At 53.9% G+C, this 19280-nt stretch carries 15 protein-coding genes and 1 pseudogene; 6 read left to right on the top strand and 10 right to left on the bottom strand.

Going from position 1 to position 19280, the window contains the following annotated elements; all coding sequences use genetic code 11:
• Positions 1–334 precede the first annotated feature (334 nt).
• Entirely contained in the window at positions 335–1528 is a 1194-nt protein-coding gene (locus DMG62_05450) for a hypothetical protein (GenBank protein PYY23899.1), read from the top strand.
• A 121-nt stretch (positions 1529–1649) separates the two neighbouring features.
• Here the strand turns inward: DMG62_05450 and DMG62_05445 are convergent, their stop codons facing one another.
• The gene (locus DMG62_05445) at positions 1650–2165 is read right to left on the bottom strand and encodes a hypothetical protein (GenBank protein ID PYY23898.1); all 516 of its coding nucleotides are present in this window, start codon (positions 2163–2165) and stop codon (positions 1650–1652) included.
• Positions 2166–2562: 397 nt separating this feature from the next.
• Between DMG62_05445 and DMG62_05440 the strand changes: the two genes are divergently transcribed.
• Together DMG62_05440 and DMG62_05435 are read left to right on the top strand one after the other, a co-directional pair.
• On the top strand, positions 2563–3459 hold the full coding sequence (locus DMG62_05440) for a hypothetical protein (protein PYY23897.1): 897 nt from the start codon (positions 2563–2565) through the stop codon (positions 3457–3459).
• Between the two features lie 4 nt (positions 3460–3463).
• On the top strand, positions 3464–5149 hold the full coding sequence (locus tag DMG62_05435) for a murein L,D-transpeptidase (GenBank protein PYY23896.1): 1686 nt from the start codon (positions 3464–3466) through the stop codon (positions 5147–5149).
• A gap of 9 nt (positions 5150–5158) precedes the next feature.
• Here DMG62_05435 and DMG62_05430 read toward each other — a convergent pair whose 3' ends face one another.
• From DMG62_05430 to DMG62_05415, 4 genes are all read right to left on the bottom strand, one after another.
• A complete protein-coding gene (locus DMG62_05430; protein PYY24021.1) occupies positions 5159–5710 on the bottom strand; it encodes a twin-arginine translocation pathway signal protein in 552 nt (183 codons plus the stop codon).
• A 158-nt stretch (positions 5711–5868) separates the two neighbouring features.
• Complete coding sequence (locus DMG62_05425) at positions 5869–6903, bottom strand: DUF2950 domain-containing protein (GenBank protein ID PYY23895.1); 1035 nt, start codon at positions 6901–6903, stop codon at positions 5869–5871.
• A 45-nt stretch (positions 6904–6948) separates the two neighbouring features.
• The gene (locus DMG62_05420; GenBank protein ID PYY23894.1) at positions 6949–8328 is read right to left on the bottom strand and encodes a DUF3300 domain-containing protein; all 1380 of its coding nucleotides are present in this window, start codon (positions 8326–8328) and stop codon (positions 6949–6951) included.
• A 229-nt stretch (positions 8329–8557) separates the two neighbouring features.
• Entirely contained in the window at positions 8558–9466 is a 909-nt protein-coding gene (locus tag DMG62_05415) for a hypothetical protein (GenBank protein ID PYY23893.1), read from the bottom strand.
• A gap of 225 nt (positions 9467–9691) precedes the next feature.
• On the opposite strand from DMG62_05415, the gene DMG62_05410 reads away from it, so the two are divergent.
• Together DMG62_05410 and DMG62_05405 are read left to right on the top strand one after the other, a co-directional pair.
• Entirely contained in the window at positions 9692–10252 is a 561-nt protein-coding gene (locus DMG62_05410; protein ID PYY23892.1) for a hypothetical protein, read from the top strand.
• A gap of 105 nt (positions 10253–10357) precedes the next feature.
• The gene (locus DMG62_05405) at positions 10358–10705 is read left to right on the top strand and encodes a hypothetical protein (GenBank protein ID PYY23891.1); all 348 of its coding nucleotides are present in this window, start codon (positions 10358–10360) and stop codon (positions 10703–10705) included.
• 324 nt (positions 10706–11029) lie between these two features.
• Here the strand turns inward: DMG62_05405 and DMG62_05400 are convergent.
• From DMG62_05400 to DMG62_05390, 3 genes and pseudogenes are all read right to left on the bottom strand, one after another.
• Positions 11030–11931, bottom strand: a pseudogene (locus DMG62_05400) (glyoxalase).
• A gap of 73 nt (positions 11932–12004) precedes the next feature.
• Positions 12005–13087 (bottom strand): gfo/Idh/MocA family oxidoreductase, encoded by a 1083-nt coding sequence (locus DMG62_05395; GenBank protein ID PYY23890.1) that lies wholly within the window; start codon positions 13085–13087, stop codon positions 12005–12007.
• Positions 13088–13326: 239 nt separating this feature from the next.
• A complete protein-coding gene (locus tag DMG62_05390; protein PYY23889.1) occupies positions 13327–13680 on the bottom strand; it encodes a hypothetical protein in 354 nt (117 codons plus the stop codon).
• 305 nt (positions 13681–13985) lie between these two features.
• Between DMG62_05390 and DMG62_05385 the strand changes: the two genes are divergently transcribed.
• Positions 13986–15629: a beta-xylosidase gene (locus DMG62_05385; GenBank protein PYY24020.1), complete on the top strand. Its 1644-nt coding sequence runs from the start codon at positions 13986–13988 to the stop codon at positions 15627–15629.
• 30 nt (positions 15630–15659) lie between these two features.
• On the opposite strand, the gene DMG62_05380 is transcribed toward DMG62_05385, so the two are convergent.
• Positions 15660–17177, bottom strand: a complete 1518-nt coding sequence (locus DMG62_05380) for an L-arabinose isomerase (protein PYY23888.1) — start codon at positions 17175–17177, stop codon at positions 15660–15662.
• Positions 17178–18871: 1694 nt separating this feature from the next.
• Entirely contained in the window at positions 18872–19279 is a 408-nt protein-coding gene (locus DMG62_05375; GenBank protein ID PYY23887.1) for a hypothetical protein, read from the bottom strand.
• Position 19280: the final 1 nt, after the last annotated feature.

Below are 19280 nucleotides of genomic sequence, written 5' to 3'. Positions count from 1 at the left end.
GCTGCGAGTTCTGTGTCCTGGATTAGCCATTTCCTTTGGCGCTGCCTCTACTCTTTCATCCCATACTTGCTCAGTGAACGTTGAAGCAAGCTTAGAACCGAAGAAGAAGCGATCAGAACTAGTACTTCTTTCAGTGCCAATAAGCGAGTGGGCACGTGCTGGTACTCTATGCAAATGGGGAACGATCAGCCTCGTCTTCTACAGCATGCAGAGCTGGCAGTTTTGACGGATGCTGCAATTAAGCATGGGACGCAAACTAGATGACGCTGGCCACGAATAAGTGCCGGCCTCGAGATCAGTCAACAATCACTCCTGATCTCGAAACAGGTCACTTGTGCTTCCCGCTACGATACTGCGGTTTCCGGATCACTCGTTGTTCAAGGTGGCAATTCTTCTTGTAATCGTGCTGCTGTGCCGGCCGTCAGCCGGTCAAAGTACTCCTAGCTCATCTCAAGATGGTACTCAATCGAGTGACGCTTCAGCTTCGACCAAGAGTTCTGACCAGAAGAAACGAATATTGCGCCGCGGGGAGTTCGTGGTTGCTCCTATTCCAATCTCGAGTCCGGCATTGGGGACCGGCATCATTCCCGTCTTGGCATACATCTTTCGGCTCGATAGGGAGGATGAAGTTTCTCCTCCTTCGGTTCTCGGGGCGGCGGGCTTAATTACGAATAACGGCAGTCGCGCGTTTGCCGTAGCCGGGCAGCTCTATATGAAGCGCGACACCTACCACGCTAGCGCTGCCTTTCTCCAGGGCAATCTGAATTACAACCTGTATGGTATTGGAGCGAGCGCCGGCAATGCGGGATTCCAATTGCCTCTGAAGCAAGACGGTTCAGTGTTTTTGGGCGAATTCCTGCGCAAGCTTAAATGGAAGTTTTTCCTAGGTCCCCGCCTCCTAACGGGACATTCCTCGATCATGCGCGAACCGGGAGGGAGCGATCTCGTTCTCATTCCATCGGGACTCACTCTGAATACTAAGCTGACGGCGCTCGGGTTTCGACTTAACCGCGATAGCCGCCCTAATCGTTTTTATCCAGAATCCGGCACATTCTTCGACCTCACCTCGGATTTCTTTGCCATGGGGCTAGGAAGCAAGTACTCATTTCAGTCGTACCGCGTAAGCTTCAACAAATATTGGGGTCTGAAGAAAAAACAAGTTCTTGCCTATAACGCGTACTTCTGCGGGACCGGCGGTGCTCCTCCGTTTTACGGGAATTGCATCTATGGCACCAATAACGAGCTGCGCGGCTATGAAGCCGGGCGCTACATTGACCGCTACATGGTGGCAACGCAATTGGAGTACCGCCTGCCTTTGCCGAAACGCTTCGGGATCGTCGGGTTCGGAGGCATAGGTGGGGTTGCGCCGGGTGCGAGGGAATTTTTTTACAGCACCGCATTTCTCCCCGCAGGCGGCGGCGGGCTGCGCTTTATGCTCAGCAAGGCCTACCACGTAAACCTTCGCGCCGACATCGCGGCCGGAAAGAACGGACATACTTTCGGAATGGGAGTAAGCGAAGCGTTCTAGATAAACAAGCGCTTTCTTGTCAGGAATCAATGTTGTTGTGCGCCGGATCGACGATGTGTGAGCCGGCGCAAGTTAAGGTGAGTGATTAAATAGAGACGGTCAGCTTGGTTGCAGCGTCTGTTTATGCAACTGCCCTCGCAGCAATTTTCTCGACCATCTTGGTTGCAGTTAGGTTTTGGAGCAGACGACTCGTCCGCTCGACGAACGCGAGTTTGTCCGCAAGGCAGCTTTCAAGCAGTACGCCAACGGCGAAGTGACCCGATAGATCAGCGGCCGCGAGCCGGGATCTGTACTCGGCGATACGAAGGTGAAGCACCTGATTCGCCTTTGCAAGAATGAATAGGTTTCGGACCGTGGGATTTTGTATATCGGCCAGTTCGCTGCGGAAGTCTTCGACAAACGCGTCGTACAGGCGTCCGCTGACTTTTACTGGCTGCTCACCGATGAGTTTGAAACATTGGTCAAGGGTATCAAGAATTTTTTGGGAGACGAAAATCCGCGCTTCCAGTGCCTCCCGTACGTCTGTGTCCTGCACATTGTGGGTAAATTCCTGAACGAGCTTAGTAGCTCGCTCGGTTCCCTGCCGCAAGTTGCTCAACATATGCACAAACAACTCCCTTGGATTCTTAATTGGCATGATTCTTCTCCTTGTGTGTTGTTGTTCGGTTGGAGAGTCTTAAGTCACGCTGTTGTAGTTTTACCGTGAAACGGGCTCAGGATATGGCCGCATCATTCGGCTTGGGAAGATGTCAAAAATACCAGTGCAACTTCTTACCTGTCTTTGTCGGCCCGAAAACGGTTTTGATTCCCACGTCGCGTGTGAACAGCCTTCGACTGACAAAAGTCACAGTTGGTCCAGAACAAGAGTCGAGTCGAATATGGTGACTGCGCCCCCTTCACGAACCAACATTATGAGGAGAGTCGGGTCAAGCTTGGCTAGGCAAGATCAATGAGTCACTTGGCCAAGCGAACAATGGGTCGCGAAATCGACCGGCAGGCCAAGTGTGGGAATTAGAAACAAAAAGGAGGATGTCATGACCGTAATAATTCGGCGAATCGGACTGTGCCAACTACTTGTGTTCTGCCTTGCGTTGCCTCCAGCATTCTGTGTTAGTACCGGTCAAACAGTAAAACTTGAAGGATACGTTGTTTCGGTAAACAACGATTCGCTGACAATGAGAACCAAAGAATCCGGCGAGATCGCCGTGTTGTTGACGGAATTCACAAAAATCAGCACGCCACGAGGCTTGTTTCGGAAAAAGCAGATGCCGCCAGATAGCCTCGTCCCTGGGCTCTGGATCAAAGTGCAAGGAATGGGCAGTAGCCCCGGCCGCGTGCTTGCCAAGAATATCAACTTCTCAGGGAGCGATTTAAGAATGGCATCTGCAATTAAGGCAGGGTTAGTTCCAGTAGAGATGAAACTGACCGACACGCAGCAGCAGGTTCAAAGCAATGCGCAAACCATCCAAGCACACGAAGGCGCCATTCAGGCACACCAACAAAATATTGAGGCTAGTCAACGGCAGATCCAAACTATTAATCAGAGATTTTCAAAGCTGGCTGACTACGATGTGAAGTACTCGGTGAACGTGTACTTTCCGGCCGGCAGTGCAACTCTTTCCGAGAAGGCCAAAAGCGATCTGACGCAATTGGCACAAAGCGCTGTGTCACTCAAGGCATATCTCGTCGAGGTGGAGGGCTATACCGATTCCAGCGGGCGAGCTGACGTGAATCAACAACTCAGCATGCACCGTGCTGCTTCGGTGATTGCATTCCTGCAACAGGAAGGCAATATTCCTGTGAGACGTGTACTGATGCCAGGAGCGATGGGCGAGTCTCATCCCGCATCGTCAAATGTATCAAGCCAAGGCCGCGAGGGAAACAGACGCGCGGAAGTTCAGGTCCTGGTAAACCGCGGTTTGGCTGAGTAAGAGAATGCGTAAAGGTTCAAACCCGAACCAGTGCTCACGTGAGCGGTTGGCACGCGTGTTCGGCAACATGGTTCCCAGGCAAATCCTTATTGCGATCCTGTTGAGCTGTTTTGCAATCGCGCAGCCCCCGTCGCGAATTCAGAGCATCGTCACTGCGGGAAGTCTCGACAGCATGCGCTGGCGGAACTTCAGCGATTATCGAGTTTGGCTGCAGAAGTTCTACGAGCCGGTCGGCTACGCTCCGGCATGGCTTCAGGGAAATGCCCCAAGTTCGCAAGCTCTCGTGATGATCGAGCGATTTCGTGATGCCGCGCAAAACGGGCTCGAACCCGAAGACTACGACGCGTCACGCTGGAATGATCGTGTGCAGGGGTTGAAGGGCGCAGGCGGCGATCCTTCGGCTTTTGACGTTGCACTCAGTGTCTGCACGATGCGTTACGTCTCCGATCTTCACATCGGACGCATCAACCCGAAGCATTTCAACTTCGGCTTGGATATCGATCATAAGAAGTACGACCTGGCTCACTTCGTTCGCGAACGGTTGTTGACCGCGAAAGATATCCCTGCGCTGCTGGATACAATAGAGCCTCCGTTTCCAGGATATCGTCGCACGGAGCAGGCTCTAGATAGATATGTGCAGTTGGCCTGCCAGGATAACGGCGAAAAGCTTCCCGTTCCAGCAAAGGCCATCGACCCCGGTCAGCAATATGCAGGTGTCCCACGGCTTTCGCGCCTTCTGCGTCTGATCGGCGATTTGCCGCCTGATGCTAATCCCAGTGATCCTCAGATTTATGATGCCACCTTGGCTGAGGGAGTCAAACGCTTTCAGCGTCGTCATGGACTTGATGAGGATGGCCGACTCGGCGCAGCTACGGTCAACCAGCTGAATGTGCCTCTATCGGAGCGAGTTCGGCAATTGCAGCTCACGCTCGAACGCTGGCGTTGGCTTCCCAGTGAGTTCGCTGCGCCTCCGATTATCGTTAACGTTCCCGATTTCCACCTTCGAGCCTTGGACGATAAGAATACAGTCACTCTCGATATGCGTGTTGTGGTTGGAAAGGCGCTACGCACCCAAACGCCCGTCTTCTCGCGCGACATGACTTTTGTCGTGCTGCGTCCATATTGGAACGTTCCACCGAGCATCCTGCGTGGCGAAATCGTTCCCGCTATCAAGCGCGACCGCAGCTACATAGCAAAGAAGAATTACGAGGTCACCACCATCGACGGCAAAGTCGTCACCTCTGGCGCAATTTCAGATGAAGTGCTCGCCCAGCTTCAGGCAGGTGAGCTGGCGGTGCGGCAAAAGCCTGGATCAAACAATGCCCTCGGCCTGGTCAAGCTAATATTCCCGAATGAACACAACGTCTATCTGCACAGCACTCCATCACCCCAGCTCTTTGCGCGCACTCGCCGTGATTTCAGCCACGGCTGCATCCGCGTCGAAAAGCCGGCCGAACTTGCCGCCTGGGTGCTGCGCAACAATCCAGGATGGACGCTGGATCGTGTGCAGCAAGGAATGAAGGAAGGTAGTGACAACGTCACAGTAGGCCTCACTCAGCGGGTCCCCGTCTTTATTGTCTACGCGACTGCCCTGGCCTATGAGAACAACGAAGTTCACTTCTATCATGACATCTACGGGCACGACGCGAAGCTAGCCCAGGCACTGGCAAAGGGCTATCCGTACCCATAAGTTGGGAAATTACCAGCGGCGCAGGCGCCCGACGTCGACATGGACGAAGTCCGAGCTGGCGTAGTAGCCCACGCCACCGCGCTGCAGTGCGAGAGCTGTGTCGCGCAGTTTGGAAGTGCGCACGCCCGGTACCCGAATATCGATCGCCATCGCCTGCATGTGGAGGCTGTGCCGCGCGATGCCATGCCCATGCATCCTGAGATACTCGTTGCTCCACGGTGTCCGGTAGCCACACAATACGTCGATCTCTCCGTCTGGACGCCCCAGAGCGGCGGTCAAATCGTGTAGCAGGTCGAATACTCGCGGGTCATATTCATGAACAGTGCCGGTCCGGTGATCTCGTAAGTACTCATTCAACTCTGCGAGGGCGTCAGGATCGTACGTGTTCCCACGTCGATAAACAATGTCGAGCCTTTGGCCAGTGTGGGTGTGAAACAAATGGAGGCGATACGAGGTGTCGGACAAAGATGTGCTCTCGGCCGCGCTGGGGGAGGCTGCACCCCAAAGAGAGATTAGAAGTAGGAGAGATAATAGAAGATTGTTTCGAAACAAAACTCGCAAACTGTACTCCAAAACAAATAGATCTTCTAGCACTGATGCTAATCCTCCTACCTTAGCAGAGATGGTTGTTCAACACAGTGCTCCAGAGCAAGGAATGGAAATTAGGCCAGCCACATTTGCAACATGCGAGACTCTGCCTCGTCTTACGAAAAGGCCACTCAATTTTGGGTAGTAGGAACGAGAGAAGACAGCTGAGAAGCAGTTTGCTCGTCTTCCTCCTGCACTGGTGTCCAGGACTTGTCTGGATTGAAAAGCTCCATCTTCCTAAACTGATCGCGTGTGTTCGGTCCAAGATCCTTCTCGTAGACAACGCCGTCGTGACTGACGATAAACGTCCTCACTCCTGTCACGTCGTGCCGCGCTGGCGCTGCCACTAGAGCAAAGCCCCCGATCATCACGCCCTTTACCACAAAGTCGATTTGGCCAAGGGGCGCAGCCAGACCCTGCCCCTTCAGGATCTTGAAGTAGTAGCCGTGGTACTCCGAACCCGCCGTATAACCCTGCTCGATCGCACGCGCAATTTTTTCACCCACCGGACCGCCCCATGTGCCGTCGGCATTTTGCCAAGCCAGGCCATCTTGTTTTCCAGGAGTGCTAATGATGCGCTGAGCGTACTGATTCACTTCGTAGCCCTCCCGCTTCTGTAGGGCATACTCATCCTGCGCTTCGACGTAACCGTGGCAAAGCTGAATTGCATCCAGTTCATTCGCCCCAATTCGACGGTACACGAGTTCTTGCCGGCCAGCCTTGGCATCGAAAGACCACTTGCCTTCTCTCTTCACAAGCGGCACCGGAAAGGGCCAGTCTTGACTGCCAACCAGAATGAACGCTCGATTTCCATTCTTCGAACCTACTGAAATGGTTTTCTTTTCTCGGGCCTGAGCGGCAAAATCGGTGGCGTGCTGCCGGTCTTGCGCGGTTTCGCCTGTAACAACAATGTCTTTACCATCCGGGCCAAAAATCTTCGTCAGCGTATCGACGTCGAATTTTTCGGCTGCACCGACCAGCGCATCTGCAGCTTGCTGCGGGGTGTCAAACTTTTCTACTGAGGAACCAGCACTCATGGTCGCTGAGACCGTTTTGGGCACGGCGTCTTGCGCGGTGGCGAACAGGCCCGACGCGGATACCATCGCACAGGCGACGAGAAGGCCAATTGCGCGTGACCGAGTTCCATTCTGGGATACCGATCTCATGTGTGTCCTCCGGCAAGTTTTCGTTTTCTGCGATTCAGCCGCCGTTTACCTGCGCCGCCCACCGCCGCCTCGGAAGCCACCGCCGCCTCGAGATCCCATACTCGAAGAGCCGCGACTGCTGCTGCTGCGGGCGCTCGATCCGCTATACCCCCGGGTACCTCCGCCGAACGCATCACGGTTTCCGCCACCACTACGGGAGAGATCACGGCTTCCAATGCGATCGGCTCCGCCTCCCAATGATGAACCGCCGAGACCTCCACCACTCCGATTACTCAAACCGGCTCCACCGGCGCGGTTGCTCACGCCACCGCCAGAGCGAAAGCTGGATAGATTGCCACCTTGTCGGCCAAGCTGTTGTCGAGCACCCGTCTGGCGCTTTGCAAGTGAATCACCGCGCGCTGCTCCTCCGAATCGGTCCGCAGTGGCGCGGTCCCGATATGGAGCACCACCGCGATGATCAGGATTGTGTTGCCAGTTACTTCTGGCATTCTCGCGGCCGGCAGGAAGTGTAGACGGACTGTTACCGCGACCGCCAAGGCTTCCGCGATTGCCAAAATTGCCGCGGTCCCCAGCCGGTAACTGTGACGGCCGGTTTCCACCGATATTATTGCGGTTCCCACCGATGTTGCTATTGCGATTGAAATTATTGTTGTGGTTGATGTAAACGTTGTTTCCGCCCCACCCGGAGCCCCAGCCCCAACCACCGCTCCAGAACGCCCCCATCATTACGCCAACTCCGAACGAAAGTGCCATTCCCGCTGCGTAGTACCCGACTGGATAGTAGATCGGCGGGTAAGGATAATATGGCGCTCCCCACACAACTACCGGATCGTAAGAAGGTACATATACAACTTGCGGATTGGATTGTTCGATGACAATGACATTCTTCTTTTCGACCAACCTGGTTTCGACCGTCTGCTGCTCGGTCGATTTCAACGTGCCCCTATCCTTGGCCTTTTGTCGCATCCGCTGAACGGCATCCATTACATCGCTCTGCTGCGCTAAGAAGGCATTTCCGACGTCGGTGGTCCACTGAATGTCGTTTGCCAGGCGGTTTGCCACGTCGGGAAGAGCCGCGAGCGCCTGAATGCTGGCATCCCAACTTTGCTTCGCAACAGCGTCGACAAGCGCTTTGTCCTTAAGAGTTTTGTTTTTACCTAGCCACTGCTGAAGCTGAATGATTTCGAGAGGATAAGTGGATGCCACCAGCACTTGGGCCAACAGTGGGTCTGGATAGAGCGCAATCGGTGCGACAAGAGAATCCAGCTGCTCAGATGGAATTGCAGTGCCTTGCTGTTGTTGCCATGCAACCAGAGTCGACACAGGTGGCAACAGATACGCCAAGGTCTCTCTTGGCAAGAGCACAATTGTGCAGAGGATCGCGATTGACGATCGGAGGAGCACACATTTGCCTTCAAGCTTCATCACTGTCTCCTGAGAGTCTTATAGGTCGCAGCGGCAGCAAGGGCATCTGTCAATAATGCGAGACGCTGATCTCCCACGGCACTACTCTTCAGCAGGTAAAAGCAAACAGTTTCATCTTGGATTCAAAGGCGTCTCAACGGCCGTGTTGTGACAAAAATAGGCCGGATTGGCCCCTTATTGCGACGCCGGAGCTTCCCGCTTGAGAAAGCTTTGCAGAATGTTCTCTGGTTTACTGACTGGCCGACAAAATTCCTTTGTTGACCATCACTCTAACTTCGACACGGCGGTTTGCCGATCTGCCTTGCGATGTCTCGTTCGAAGCAGCTGGTCTGGCAATACCCATTGCTCCAGGAGACACGATGTGCCGCGGAGGAATGTTCCCTTCCTGCATGAGGTAATTAACCACCGCATACGCGCGCTCTTTGCTCAGACTCTGATTGGCGGTTGCGTTTCCAACCGCATCAGCAAATCCCTGTACTTCGACGATGTAACCCGAGAGCTTGGTCGCCTCGGCGGCAAGTTGAGAGAGAGCAGCCTTGTCATCGGCTCCGAGCGTGGATTCGCCAGAACGGAAGTAAATCTTCGCCCCAGTTTTCACTTCGTAGTCGGCCAGTTGCTCGAACCGGCGGCTCACTTCCTGTTGATTGGATGCGATCTGCGCTTTATTAGCTCCGATATTGGCTGAGTTCACGGCAATGTTTTCTTTATTGGCAGCGATGTTCTCTTGATTCGTACCAATGTTTTGCGCATTCGCTGCAACCTTCTCTTCGGTTGGCGTCAAACCTGCTTGGATCATGCTGGCAGTTTGCAAATCATCTTTGCTGAACTTGATTTCTTTAGCGATGAGATTTCCGGAAGCGTCGGGAACGGCCTTCACCTGAACTTTGAGGCCCGGGATCAGGCTGGCCCACGACATTTGCTCCTTCCGTATACCGAGTCCTTTTGGCGACTGCACTTTCGTTTCGTCGGTTAGCGTGATTGTCTGGGCCGCACCATCGGCTCGGACTGTGATTGTGTCAGCAGTACGCGCCGTAATTAATCCCTTAACCGTTCTTGTGTCACCACCGAAGGCGGAAGTCAGCGCCGTGCAGGCAAGCGTGAAGATTAAGGCAAGGGCCGAGACATTGATTCTCTTCATGCGTATTGCTCCTTGGAATCTTCTGCCCAAGCTATATACGCCGTTGATCCCTAGGCACTGGCAAAAATACCGGAGACTTAGTACGACCCTGTCCAACTCTATTTAGGCTTCGCTGGCTAACTCTCAATAGTGACAGGTTCTTACTCCTCCAGTGCTCTCTAATGTGCTCACAGGACACCTGTGCGGACGAACGTATTTGGATGTCGCGTTTAAATCGGAGGATCAATGAACCTTTTCAAGAGCCTGATGGCGATGTTTCTAGTCATCATGGCGATCACGAGCGCAACGGCTCAAAAAATAAAAGTAGGATACGACAAGAGTGTCGACTTCTCGCGATACAAAACCTACACGGTAGCGGAGCCGGGCATCCAGCCAACTCGTCCGTTGCTGCACGCGTCCATTGTCGGCTCACTCGACCATGAACTGAAATCTAAAGGTTTCGCCAGAACGGAAAGCGATGGCGATCTCATCCTAATTCCTGAGGGAGGTACGGAATTTGGAGTCAATCAAGCTGCGGGCGTACCGATCTCGCCGACTTACGCCGGCGCGCCGCCCGCAATAAATGCCACGATGTGGACGGGTGCCGCTGGTTATGCTGCTTCGTCGGCTACCTACGTTCCAGAGGGAACACTTCGAATCGACTTCATCGATCGTGCGGCGAACAAAGTGGTGTGGAGCGGAACGGCTAAAGTAAAACTGGATGTCGAGCGCAAGTCAAAGTCTCTTGAATTGATCGACAAGTCAATACTCAAGCTGCTAAAGGGATTTCCTCCCGGCACGAACTGAACCCTAATTGCCAGCTTACTGTCTCTTAGCATTGCATCTGGACCATAGCACAGGCCCGTCGGCGGCGAACAGCCCGCCACCAGTCCCGGCAGCCCAACGTATCCGTTGGATATCTCCGCCGCATTCACCGGCGATCGCAAGTTTCTGACAATAGCGATCGTCAATCCGACACAAGAGCCTCAGTCTCTCAACTTACATCTCGAGGGTGCGCAATTGGCGAATGAAGCTCACATGTGGCAAATGACGGGACCTACTCGCGACGCTGCCAACGCGCTTGATAAGCAGCCGGAAGTCGAGGTTAAAGAAACAGGACTGTCGTCAGTACCAGAAACACTATCCATCGCTCCTGCGAGTATTACCCTTTATCGATTTGTGGCAGCAAGCGTTGCCGCCGCTAAGCCTCACATTGAGGACCACATACTCTCTACTCAGGTGCCTGAACCAGGCAGATAGGAAAAGCGTGAAAACGAGAATCCATGTTGCGGTTACGTTTGCACTGACGTTTTGCGTTGACCTCCGCCACGTCGAAGATGGCGGCACAGAACGGCGCAGGTTCCAATGTTTTCTCCGCAGCGACCGGCCGGTCCATGTGACGTCTACGCTGCCATTAACGGACTGTCCCTGGGGGCCACCCAAATTGGGACAAGTCCGGGGACAGGGGACCTGTGCTGCAACCAGCTGACTACAACTTGAGAGAGGATCAGAAGTGAGGTAGTAGAGGACGCTTCGCTCGAGTCTTGCGCTGACACGTGACATCGGTTTCTTCGTCTGTCAGTGTTAATTCGCTGGACTGGGCAGGAGAAACGGTGAGCAGCACGGTTTCCCTGCGGGTTGGAACTCCATCAATTCCACTCGAATTCCGTCCGGGTCGTACAGGTTGAATTGCCACTTCCCGTCGCGCCCAATCTGCGCCTGAGAATGCCGGGCCGTAAGTCTGTCGCCCTCATACAAGAGCGTGACCGATTTTTCCATGTTCTTTACGCCGAGAGAAAAGTGGTCCAACACGCCGAATGCTTCCTGTGACATTGACGCAGGAATACCGGTTTTCTCCGCTCCATGTACCAGCATGTATTCGAGCCAGTCGCTGCCGTCAGGGACTTGCTGGGAGACCCAGTCCGTCACGCCTTCCTTCATGCCGCCGTGCCAGTACGGGCGAAAGCCGAGCAGGGTGCGAAAAAACGTATCCTCGGCCGCAGGGTCGTGCACGAGGTATCCGATATGAATGACGCGACTGCTAAGCGGATTCTCAGACACGGGCACAGGATGGGCGGCCGGCTGCACGAACTGAATCTTGTTCCCTTCAGGATCCTTCACCTCGAAATATTGGCTTCCATCGCTTGCGATCGTTACCGCCGAAGGCTCTTCGACACCCTGCGCGTGGAGGTACTTGCGCATTGTGCCTGTATCGGACGTGTTGAATGCCGCATGATCTAAACGATCGACCGACGTGGGACCCGCCGGCAATGGCAACACTTCCACAAACTGAGCAGCGCTGAAGTAGTACCGGACGTCCGCGGGATTCTCCGGGTCCGGTCCTTTTACCGCGCCCAGATCATGGACATAAACCTTTGCGCTTTCGCCGGATCGGTGGTGTAGACAGCGATGTGCGAGATGCTGGTAACCTTAGGCCGCTCTTGACCGGTCGCGCCGTCTGCCAGCGACAAAAGCGTGACAATCATCAACGCCGTTAATACTTTCATCGTTGGCTCCCTACTTTCATCTGTCCAGAGCGCACTGAGTGCCCCATTGTGCTCAGGCAATCGGCGCTCCTGCTGCTTTGTAAATAGCTTCGATGGCGAGCATATCCTTCAACCCTTCTTCGCCCGGCGCCTCCGGTTCCTGGTTGTTGCGGATGCAGTCGGCGAAATGTTCCGCCTCAATCGTAAATTGATACGGATGTCTTTCATCGCTCACCTGCTCGATCTTCTTTCCGCCGATTTCACCATGCAGCCGGACACCTTCGTAGTTAAAAGCGGGTTCCATCACTAGATAGCCGGTCTCGCCGTTGATACTAAGAATGCTTGGCCCGCGTTGACCGTATGAACACCCACAGGATGCGATGATGCCGGAGGGCAGCTTCATCGTCCATTCCATCGACTGTTCCACATCGCTGAAACGGCCGCTGCGCTCACGCGTCGCGATGACAGCAGTGAAATTCGTCGGCTCCTCGCCGGTGATATGACGAATCGCGTTGAGCGGATAAATCCCCAAATCCAGCAGCGCGCCACCGCCACCGAAAGCCTTTGTAAGTCGCCATGCGCCCGGTCGCTGCTGCCCGAAGAAGCCACCATGCAGCGATTCCAACTGCCCGAGCTGGCCCGATTGGATGATCCGGATCGCCTGCTTCCACAATGGCTCGTAGTGCACGCGGTAGCCGATCATCAGTTTGACCTTGGCTTGCCGGCAGGCATCGATCATTTTGTGGCATTCGGTGCTCGAAATGGCCATCGGCTTCTCGCATAAAACATGCTTTCCCGCTTGCGCGCCGCGCACGGTGTACTCGCAGTGCATGCTGTTCGGCAAGCCTACGTAAATCGCATCGACATCCGAGTTCTCGCGGATCCGATCAAACGTCTCGTACGTGTAGATCGAGGTTTTGGGGACGCCATACATCGCCGAATACTTCGCGCCCTTCGTGTCGGGATGTCCTGTGACGAGCGCGGTGATCTTCGCGGTCTGCGAGCTTGCGCATGCTCTCATGAAGATGTCAGAAATAGTACCCAGCCCGACGGCCGCATAGCCGATCGGCTTGTTTGCTCCGCTGTAGGCGTGGATGGGCAGGTATCTCCCTGCCAGAGCAAGAGCGGAGAGCTTCGTGAATTCGCGACGATTCATGGTGCGTCACCTCGGGCGCGTCCCATCACGATAGCAAAGGCGCTTTGAAACCAAGAAGGCTACGCGGCTTTTTGGTTATTTCGGCCTGTACTCAAGGGATACGAAGACTTCAAAACCTATTCCGCTGCGTTTATAGACCAATTCGGGCATCGTCATTAGTCGGGAATGTGCTGTTCACATTGTTGACGGGGGCCGGCGCTTCGCTGAAGGGTCAATGATTGTTGAAATTGAAAGCTTCATCAGCATCGAGGTTTTTTACATCCTTGCTCGCACGGCGGCCATGCGTGGCTAGTACCACGCGTGGCTAGTACCACTTCACGAATGAGGGTAGCCGCACCGACAGCGGCCGTACGCTGCAAAAAGGCCCTTCGAGAAAGAGCTCTCTTCATAACCTCCCCGATACCGAAATTGTGCAAATGATCTAAATTTAACGGTCGGCCCATCGCAATTTTTCGGATTCGCGAGGGTTCAACTGTGGATGATTCCAACTCGGTTACCGGGCCCAAGGACAATGCAGCTTCGGGCGTCACAATGATGAAATATCGGTATGAATGTTTCGCGAACTGCAGCGCGAGAATCCTTGGGATTCTCATCTGCGAATTGTATTGTTGCTGACGATGCTCCGGCAGATATCAAGGCGGGAAACGGCGCTGGCTCCCGCTAATCGCTTTTCCCACGACTGTTACCATGCGGAGCTACAGAAGGCTAGACCAGACTGGATTGTCGAAAACTGTAGTGCATTAGCGTTGCAGTCAGTAAACGACCAGCTGAAATTTCACCTACAAGAGCTTGCTTCCAAATGAAGTCCAGGATTATTGACGCGGCTGCGAGAAATCTCCTCAAACCCTTGAATACGAGTCGCAGGAGTAAGATCGCGTGGCTCATTCTCCTCGAGTTAATGGTTGCCGTGGCTGCACACGGACAAGAGCAGATATCCATCCGAGTCGATGCGTCGCAACCAATCGGGTCCTTCAGACCGATCTATTCCTATTTCGGATACGACGAGCCAAACTACACCTACACTGTGAACGGAACAAAGCTGGTGAATGAGCTTGGAGCACTGAGCAGCTCTCCGGTTTACATTCGCACACATTTTCTCCTGGCGACTGGTGATGGCGGCGCTGGACTCAAGTGGGGATCTACGAACGCCTACATCGAGGATTCGGCGGGAAAAGCAATCTACGACTGGAAGATCATCGATCGCATCTTTGAGACTTATCTGCTGGCGGGAGCTAGGCCGTTTGTAGAAATTGGATTCATGCCACAAGCGCTGTCATCAAAGCCCGAGCCCTATCGCCCAACTTGGATTCCGGGCGCGGCGAATAAGGACTATGCCATCGGTTGGTCTTACCCCCCTCGTGATTACCGCAAGTGGGAAGAACTTGTCTATCAGTGGGTGCGACACTGTGTAGAAAAATACGGCCAGCAGGAGGTTGAGTCGTGGTATTGGGAGGTGTGGAACGAGCCCGATATTTTTTATTGGCACGGAACGCCAGAAGAATACGAAAAACTGTACGACTACACTGCAAGCGCTGTGAAGCGCGCTCTTCCGTCGGCCAGGATCGGCGGTCCCGCAACGACGGGACCAGCGAGTCCGCAGGCAGCGGCATTCCTCAGGCACTTCCTTGAACACTGCGATCACGGCACTAATTTCGGGAATGGGAATGCTGGTGCTCCACTCGATTTCATCACTTACCATGCAAAGGGTCGCCCTTCGGTTGTCGATGGGCGCGTGCGAATGGGAATTGCGAAGCAATTGCAGGATGTTCGCGAAGGTTTCCGGATTGTGCGCTCGTTCGCAAAATTTCGCGATCTGCCTATCATACTGAGCGAATCGGATCCTGAGGGATGCGCGGCATGTTCGGCGCGCGTTTATCCGCAGAACTCGTACCGAAATGGGACGCTCTATCCGGCGTACACAGCTGTGATGTTGAAGAACATCTTCGAATTAGCCGATCGTGAGCAAGCCAACATTGATGGCACGCTGACCTGGGCTTTTGAATTTGAAGGCCAGCCCTATTTCGACGGTTTTCGCACTCTGGCGACTAATGGCATTGATAAGCCGGTGCTGAACCTTTTTCGAATGCTGGGAATGATGCAGGGCAGTCGGGTGAAAACAGAGAACAGCAGGCGAATACCTTTGCTCAGCATGCTCGCAGAGGGTGTGCAGAAGCCGGATGTCGATAGCTTGGCGGTTGCTCGGGATCGTGAGGTTTCAGTCCTGACGTGGCACTATTGTGACGAAGATGTAGTCGGAGTGGCGACGAAAGTACGATTGATCATCAGTGGCCTTCCTAAGAACGCGAAGCGACTTTTGCTGCGGCAGTATCGCATCGACGAGGACCACAGCAATTCTTGGACTACGTGGAAGAGTATGGGATCGCCACAATCGCCATCACCAGAGCAATACGCAACGTTGGAGGCCGCAAGTCAGCTTCACCAGAGTGATTCTCCCATTTGGGTATCCTCGAAGAACCGAGAGATGACTGTAGACGTTACCCTTCCGCGACAGTCTGTGTCTCTGTTGCAACTGAGCTGGTGACGCGGCTACCACCTTCCGGCTCACTTTGTACTACAACGGGAATTGATTCCCGAGAGCGGTCAACCGGTAAAACACGTCATTCCAGCGGAGCTCTTTTTTGAACTCCGAAATAGTGGTTTTTGCATCAATCAACAGAAATTCTATATCGGCAATCGAGGCGAAGTCTTCTAAGTGCTGCGCAGTTAAGGCGAGGCTGAATCCAGTGTGGTGCGCTCCGCCGGCCAGAATCCATGCCCCCGCACCGACTTTCAGATTTGGCTCTGGAATCCAAACCGCTCTCGCCACAGGCAATTTACGCAGCGGATGCTCAGGCGGAACCGTGCCGACTTGATTGACGATCATACGGAAGCGATCTCCTATGTCAACGATCGATGCGTTGACCGCCGGTCCCCGCCCGGCATCAAAGACTAGACGCACAGGATCTGCCTTCCCGCCGATGCTCAGAGGATGAATCTCAAGAGACGGTCGTCCGTCGGCAATCGAAGGGCAGATCTCCAGCATGTGCGCGCCCAGCACCATGCCGCCATTCTTCAGATCGTAGGTGTAATCCTCCATGAACGACGTTCCGCCTTTGAGTCCGGAGGCCATCACTTTCATTGCGCGCACCAGAGCCGCCGTTTTCCAGTCGCCCTCGGCACCAAAACCGTACCCGTCGGCCATGAGACGTTGCACCGCAACTCCGGGCAACTGCGGCACGCCATGCAAATCTTCAAACGTATCGGTAAAAGCTTTGAAGTTGCCGTCTTCAAGGAAATGGCGCAGCCCCAACTCGATTCGCGCCGCCTCTCGCAATGATGGGCGCTTTTCTCCGCGTGTCCGTAGCGGCTCGGTGACGGCATATGATTCCTCATACTGGGAAATGAGTCTCTCTACATCGGAGTCGTTGACACGCTTACAGTGGTCAACCAGATCGCCCATTCCGTATCCGTTCACCGAATATCCGAGGCGCATCTCGGCTTCGACCTTGTCACCCTCTGTGACCGCGACTTTGCGCATGTTGTCGCCGAAGCGCGCGATCTTCAGATGCTGCGCGTCGTGCCATGCGCTCGCCGCACGCAGCCAGGTTGCGAGTTCGCGGGTGACATCTTCGTCTTGCCAGAATCCGACGATTATCTTCCGCCGCCTGCGTCCGCGGCTGGTGAGAAATCCAAACTCGCGATCGCCGTGTGCCGACTGATTCAAATTCATGAAGTCCATGTCGATCGTCGCCCATGGCAGCTCGCGGTTGAATTGCGTGTGCAGATGCACAAACGGCTTGCGGAGTGCTCTCAATCCCTGGATCCACATTTTTGCCGGCGAGAATGTATGCATCCACATGATGAGGCCAACACAGTTTGCTGAGCTGTTGGCTTCGAGGAAAAGCTGGTAGATCGACTCCGGCGTAGTGAGCAGCGGTTTGAAAACGATCTTCACCGGCACAGTGGATGACCTGTCCAGCGCTGCTGCGATCTCTCGCGAATGCGTCGCGACCTGATCCAGTGTCTGCTGCCCATAAAGATGCTGGCTTCCCGTCACGAACCAAGCTTCGAGGTGTTTAAGATCAATCATTGCCCCATTTTTTCCCGTGAAGGCGTGTCTAAGAGGCAATAGTGCATAACGTAGAACTCTCTCAGTGTTCGTAAGTTGAAGACACGCTTTTGGCGAATGCTATCATGCGGGCGTAGATAGGCTGGTTCACTTCCTCAGCATTCCAACCACAAACCGGAACGATTGCGTTTGTGTCGGAGACCAACCAAAAAAATGAGTGAGTCCGAGAAGTACGTTTAGAATGTCACTGCTTAAGTGCTCTTAGACGTCGTCGCACTTTAGTTGCGGATAACACGAAAAAAGCAAAATGCGAATCTACCTGGGAGTGGCGGAGGATCATCCAGGGAGACGAAACTCATGGTCCAGCTATGGTCCAATTATGATCCACGAATCCTTTCTACCCGCGCCGAAACTGCTTTAGGTAGCCACTCGTGTCGCAGTTTTTCAATCAGTTCCAACAGGGTATCGGACTTTCACGGCGGTAACACGGGTTCAAATCCATCGCTGAGTTCTAAACGAACCTGCTGTATTCGGAAAACATAAAAGGCTGATCCGCCACTATCAGCCTTTGATTGCGCCCAATTTTCTTGGTGTCAAATTTGGTGTCAAACTAGGGCGATTCTGCCGGTTTCTTGACATCAACCCCGCTTTATCGCCCTTTATCATCAATAACTTATCTGGTTTCCAGCACCATTGCATGGAAGAGGTCTCGTCTCGATCGCGACGACATCCGCCAGGTTCGTGAGGTTCTTGAGGGCAGAGAAGCTTCATTCGCTTACTCATTTAGTGATGTGATCGGCGCGTTTACGGGAAATGGCCGGAATTGTTTGCGGAGTCTTCTTGCTCCGAAGTAGGAGGAAAGTAACATTTGGAAATAGGCATAGCGAGCTGTGCCGAGAAATGCCAGGAAGTCACTTCAATCAACATCGACCATTAATCCAACAGGTCCAAATTCAAAAAATGTCTTCCCCTACTGGGACCAGCTGTTTACACGTTTCTTGCGGTACAAGAACGGTACAATGAAAGTCCGTGCCCTGCCGGGTTTGCTGCTCCTTACCAGGCATTGTTGAACGACCCGTGCCTTGTATTTGTTAACTGATCTAGCTTAAGGGCCGCTTTCACGGCGGTAACACAGGTTAAAGTCCATCGCTGAGTTCTAAACAAACCTGCTGTATTCGGAAAAATACAAAAGGCTGATCCGCCACCAGCTCCTGCCAAGCGTCCAAGCGTATGTCACGTTGAGTGAAGGTCCAGATTTGTTCGCAATGAAGTCAGACTTCAGTTGCTTCCACCTGGGTGTCGCGCCAGTTCTGGTCTTCGCTCCTCCAAACTCCTCGCTCGGGGCAGATAAGCGAATGCATCGTGATTGTGAGCCGACTCGGCTTCCAAAGAAATCCATTTCCGCAAACGGGAAGAAAAAAACCGTTGCTTCAGAACACAATCACCGTACAATAAACGTACAATGAATTCGGGATTGCTGGAAGTTCCGGCATTTTGCGAATTGTAGGATGCAGCGAAATCAATTACTCGCCTGTTTTCAAGGTAGATGGCGCGCCGATCCCGACTAGCTCCACCACGTTTTCAACCACTTAGCGCGCTCGCTTGAGGCAATCACGCTGGATTTTCCGTTCCAAATCGTTCCAATTCAGTTGACTCGCGTGCTCTCGAACTGCTGCAACTGAGCTTGTCGTGTTTCCACCATCGTCATCGTGCGCTCAATCGCCCGCCGCTGACTCTCGGGAACGTACTGCGCATAGATGTCCATAGTGGTGGGAGATGCGAGCGTGTCGCATCTGTCCTTGTACATCCTTCGGGTTTGCTCCGGCCTCGACCATCCACGTGGTGCAGGATGTTCGCAGTGAACGCCAAGTGGCCTTCTTCGGATCCAGGCCGAGCTTTATGGCTGCGGGGCGGAGGTGGCGCCGCAGGACGTTGCCGTCGCTGAGCGGAGCGCCTCTGCGGAGCGATTGGAAGATCTTTCGGCCCGTCGGATCGCACCAGCTTAAAGCGCTTCTTCGCTCCCTTTCCTCCCCAATGATTTCGACTTCCATTTTCTTCAGTCGTTGAATGCGAGCGATGACCGATGGCGTATAAGCCAACCCGCAGCTCGCACCTGCTCTCATA

It is taken from the genome of Acidobacteriota bacterium (genome assembly GCA_003225175.1).
Lineage (GTDB): Bacteria > Acidobacteriota > Terriglobia > Terriglobales > Acidobacteriaceae > Gp1-AA112.
The sequence above is the reverse complement of the archived record's forward strand: the minus strand, read 5'-3'. Positions and strand labels throughout refer to the sequence as shown.

What these genes read in the sequence shown, in the direction of transcription:
- DMG62_05445 (PYY23898.1), bottom strand. Translation starts at nt 2,165, where the DNA reads ATGCCAATTAAGAATCCAAGGGAGTTGTTTGTGCATATGTTGAGCAAC.
- DMG62_05440 (PYY23897.1), top strand. Translation starts at nt 2,563, where the DNA reads ATGACCGTAATAATTCGGCGAATCGGACTGTGCCAACTACTTGTGTTC.
- DMG62_05435 (PYY23896.1), top strand. Translation starts at nt 3,464, where the DNA reads ATGCGTAAAGGTTCAAACCCGAACCAGTGCTCACGTGAGCGGTTGGCA.
- DMG62_05425 (PYY23895.1), bottom strand. Translation starts at nt 6,903, where the DNA reads ATGAGATCGGTATCCCAGAATGGAACTCGGTCACGCGCAATTGGCCTT.
- DMG62_05420 (PYY23894.1), bottom strand. Translation starts at nt 8,328, where the DNA reads ATGAAGCTTGAAGGCAAATGTGTGCTCCTCCGATCGTCAATCGCGATC.
- DMG62_05415 (PYY23893.1), bottom strand. Translation starts at nt 9,466, where the DNA reads ATGAAGAGAATCAATGTCTCGGCCCTTGCCTTAATCTTCACGCTTGCC.
- DMG62_05410 (PYY23892.1), top strand. Translation starts at nt 9,692, where the DNA reads ATGAACCTTTTCAAGAGCCTGATGGCGATGTTTCTAGTCATCATGGCG.
- DMG62_05395 (PYY23890.1), bottom strand. Translation starts at nt 13,087, where the DNA reads ATGAATCGTCGCGAATTCACGAAGCTCTCCGCTCTTGCTCTGGCAGGG.
- DMG62_05390 (PYY23889.1), bottom strand. Translation starts at nt 13,680, where the DNA reads ATGAGAATCCCAAGGATTCTCGCGCTGCAGTTCGCGAAACATTCATAC.
- DMG62_05385 (PYY24020.1), top strand. Translation starts at nt 13,986, where the DNA reads ATGGTTGCCGTGGCTGCACACGGACAAGAGCAGATATCCATCCGAGTC.
- DMG62_05380 (PYY23888.1), bottom strand. Translation starts at nt 17,177, where the DNA reads ATGATTGATCTTAAACACCTCGAAGCTTGGTTCGTGACGGGAAGCCAG.
- DMG62_05375 (PYY23887.1), bottom strand. Translation starts at nt 19,279, where the DNA reads ATGAGAGCAGGTGCGAGCTGCGGGTTGGCTTATACGCCATCGGTCATC.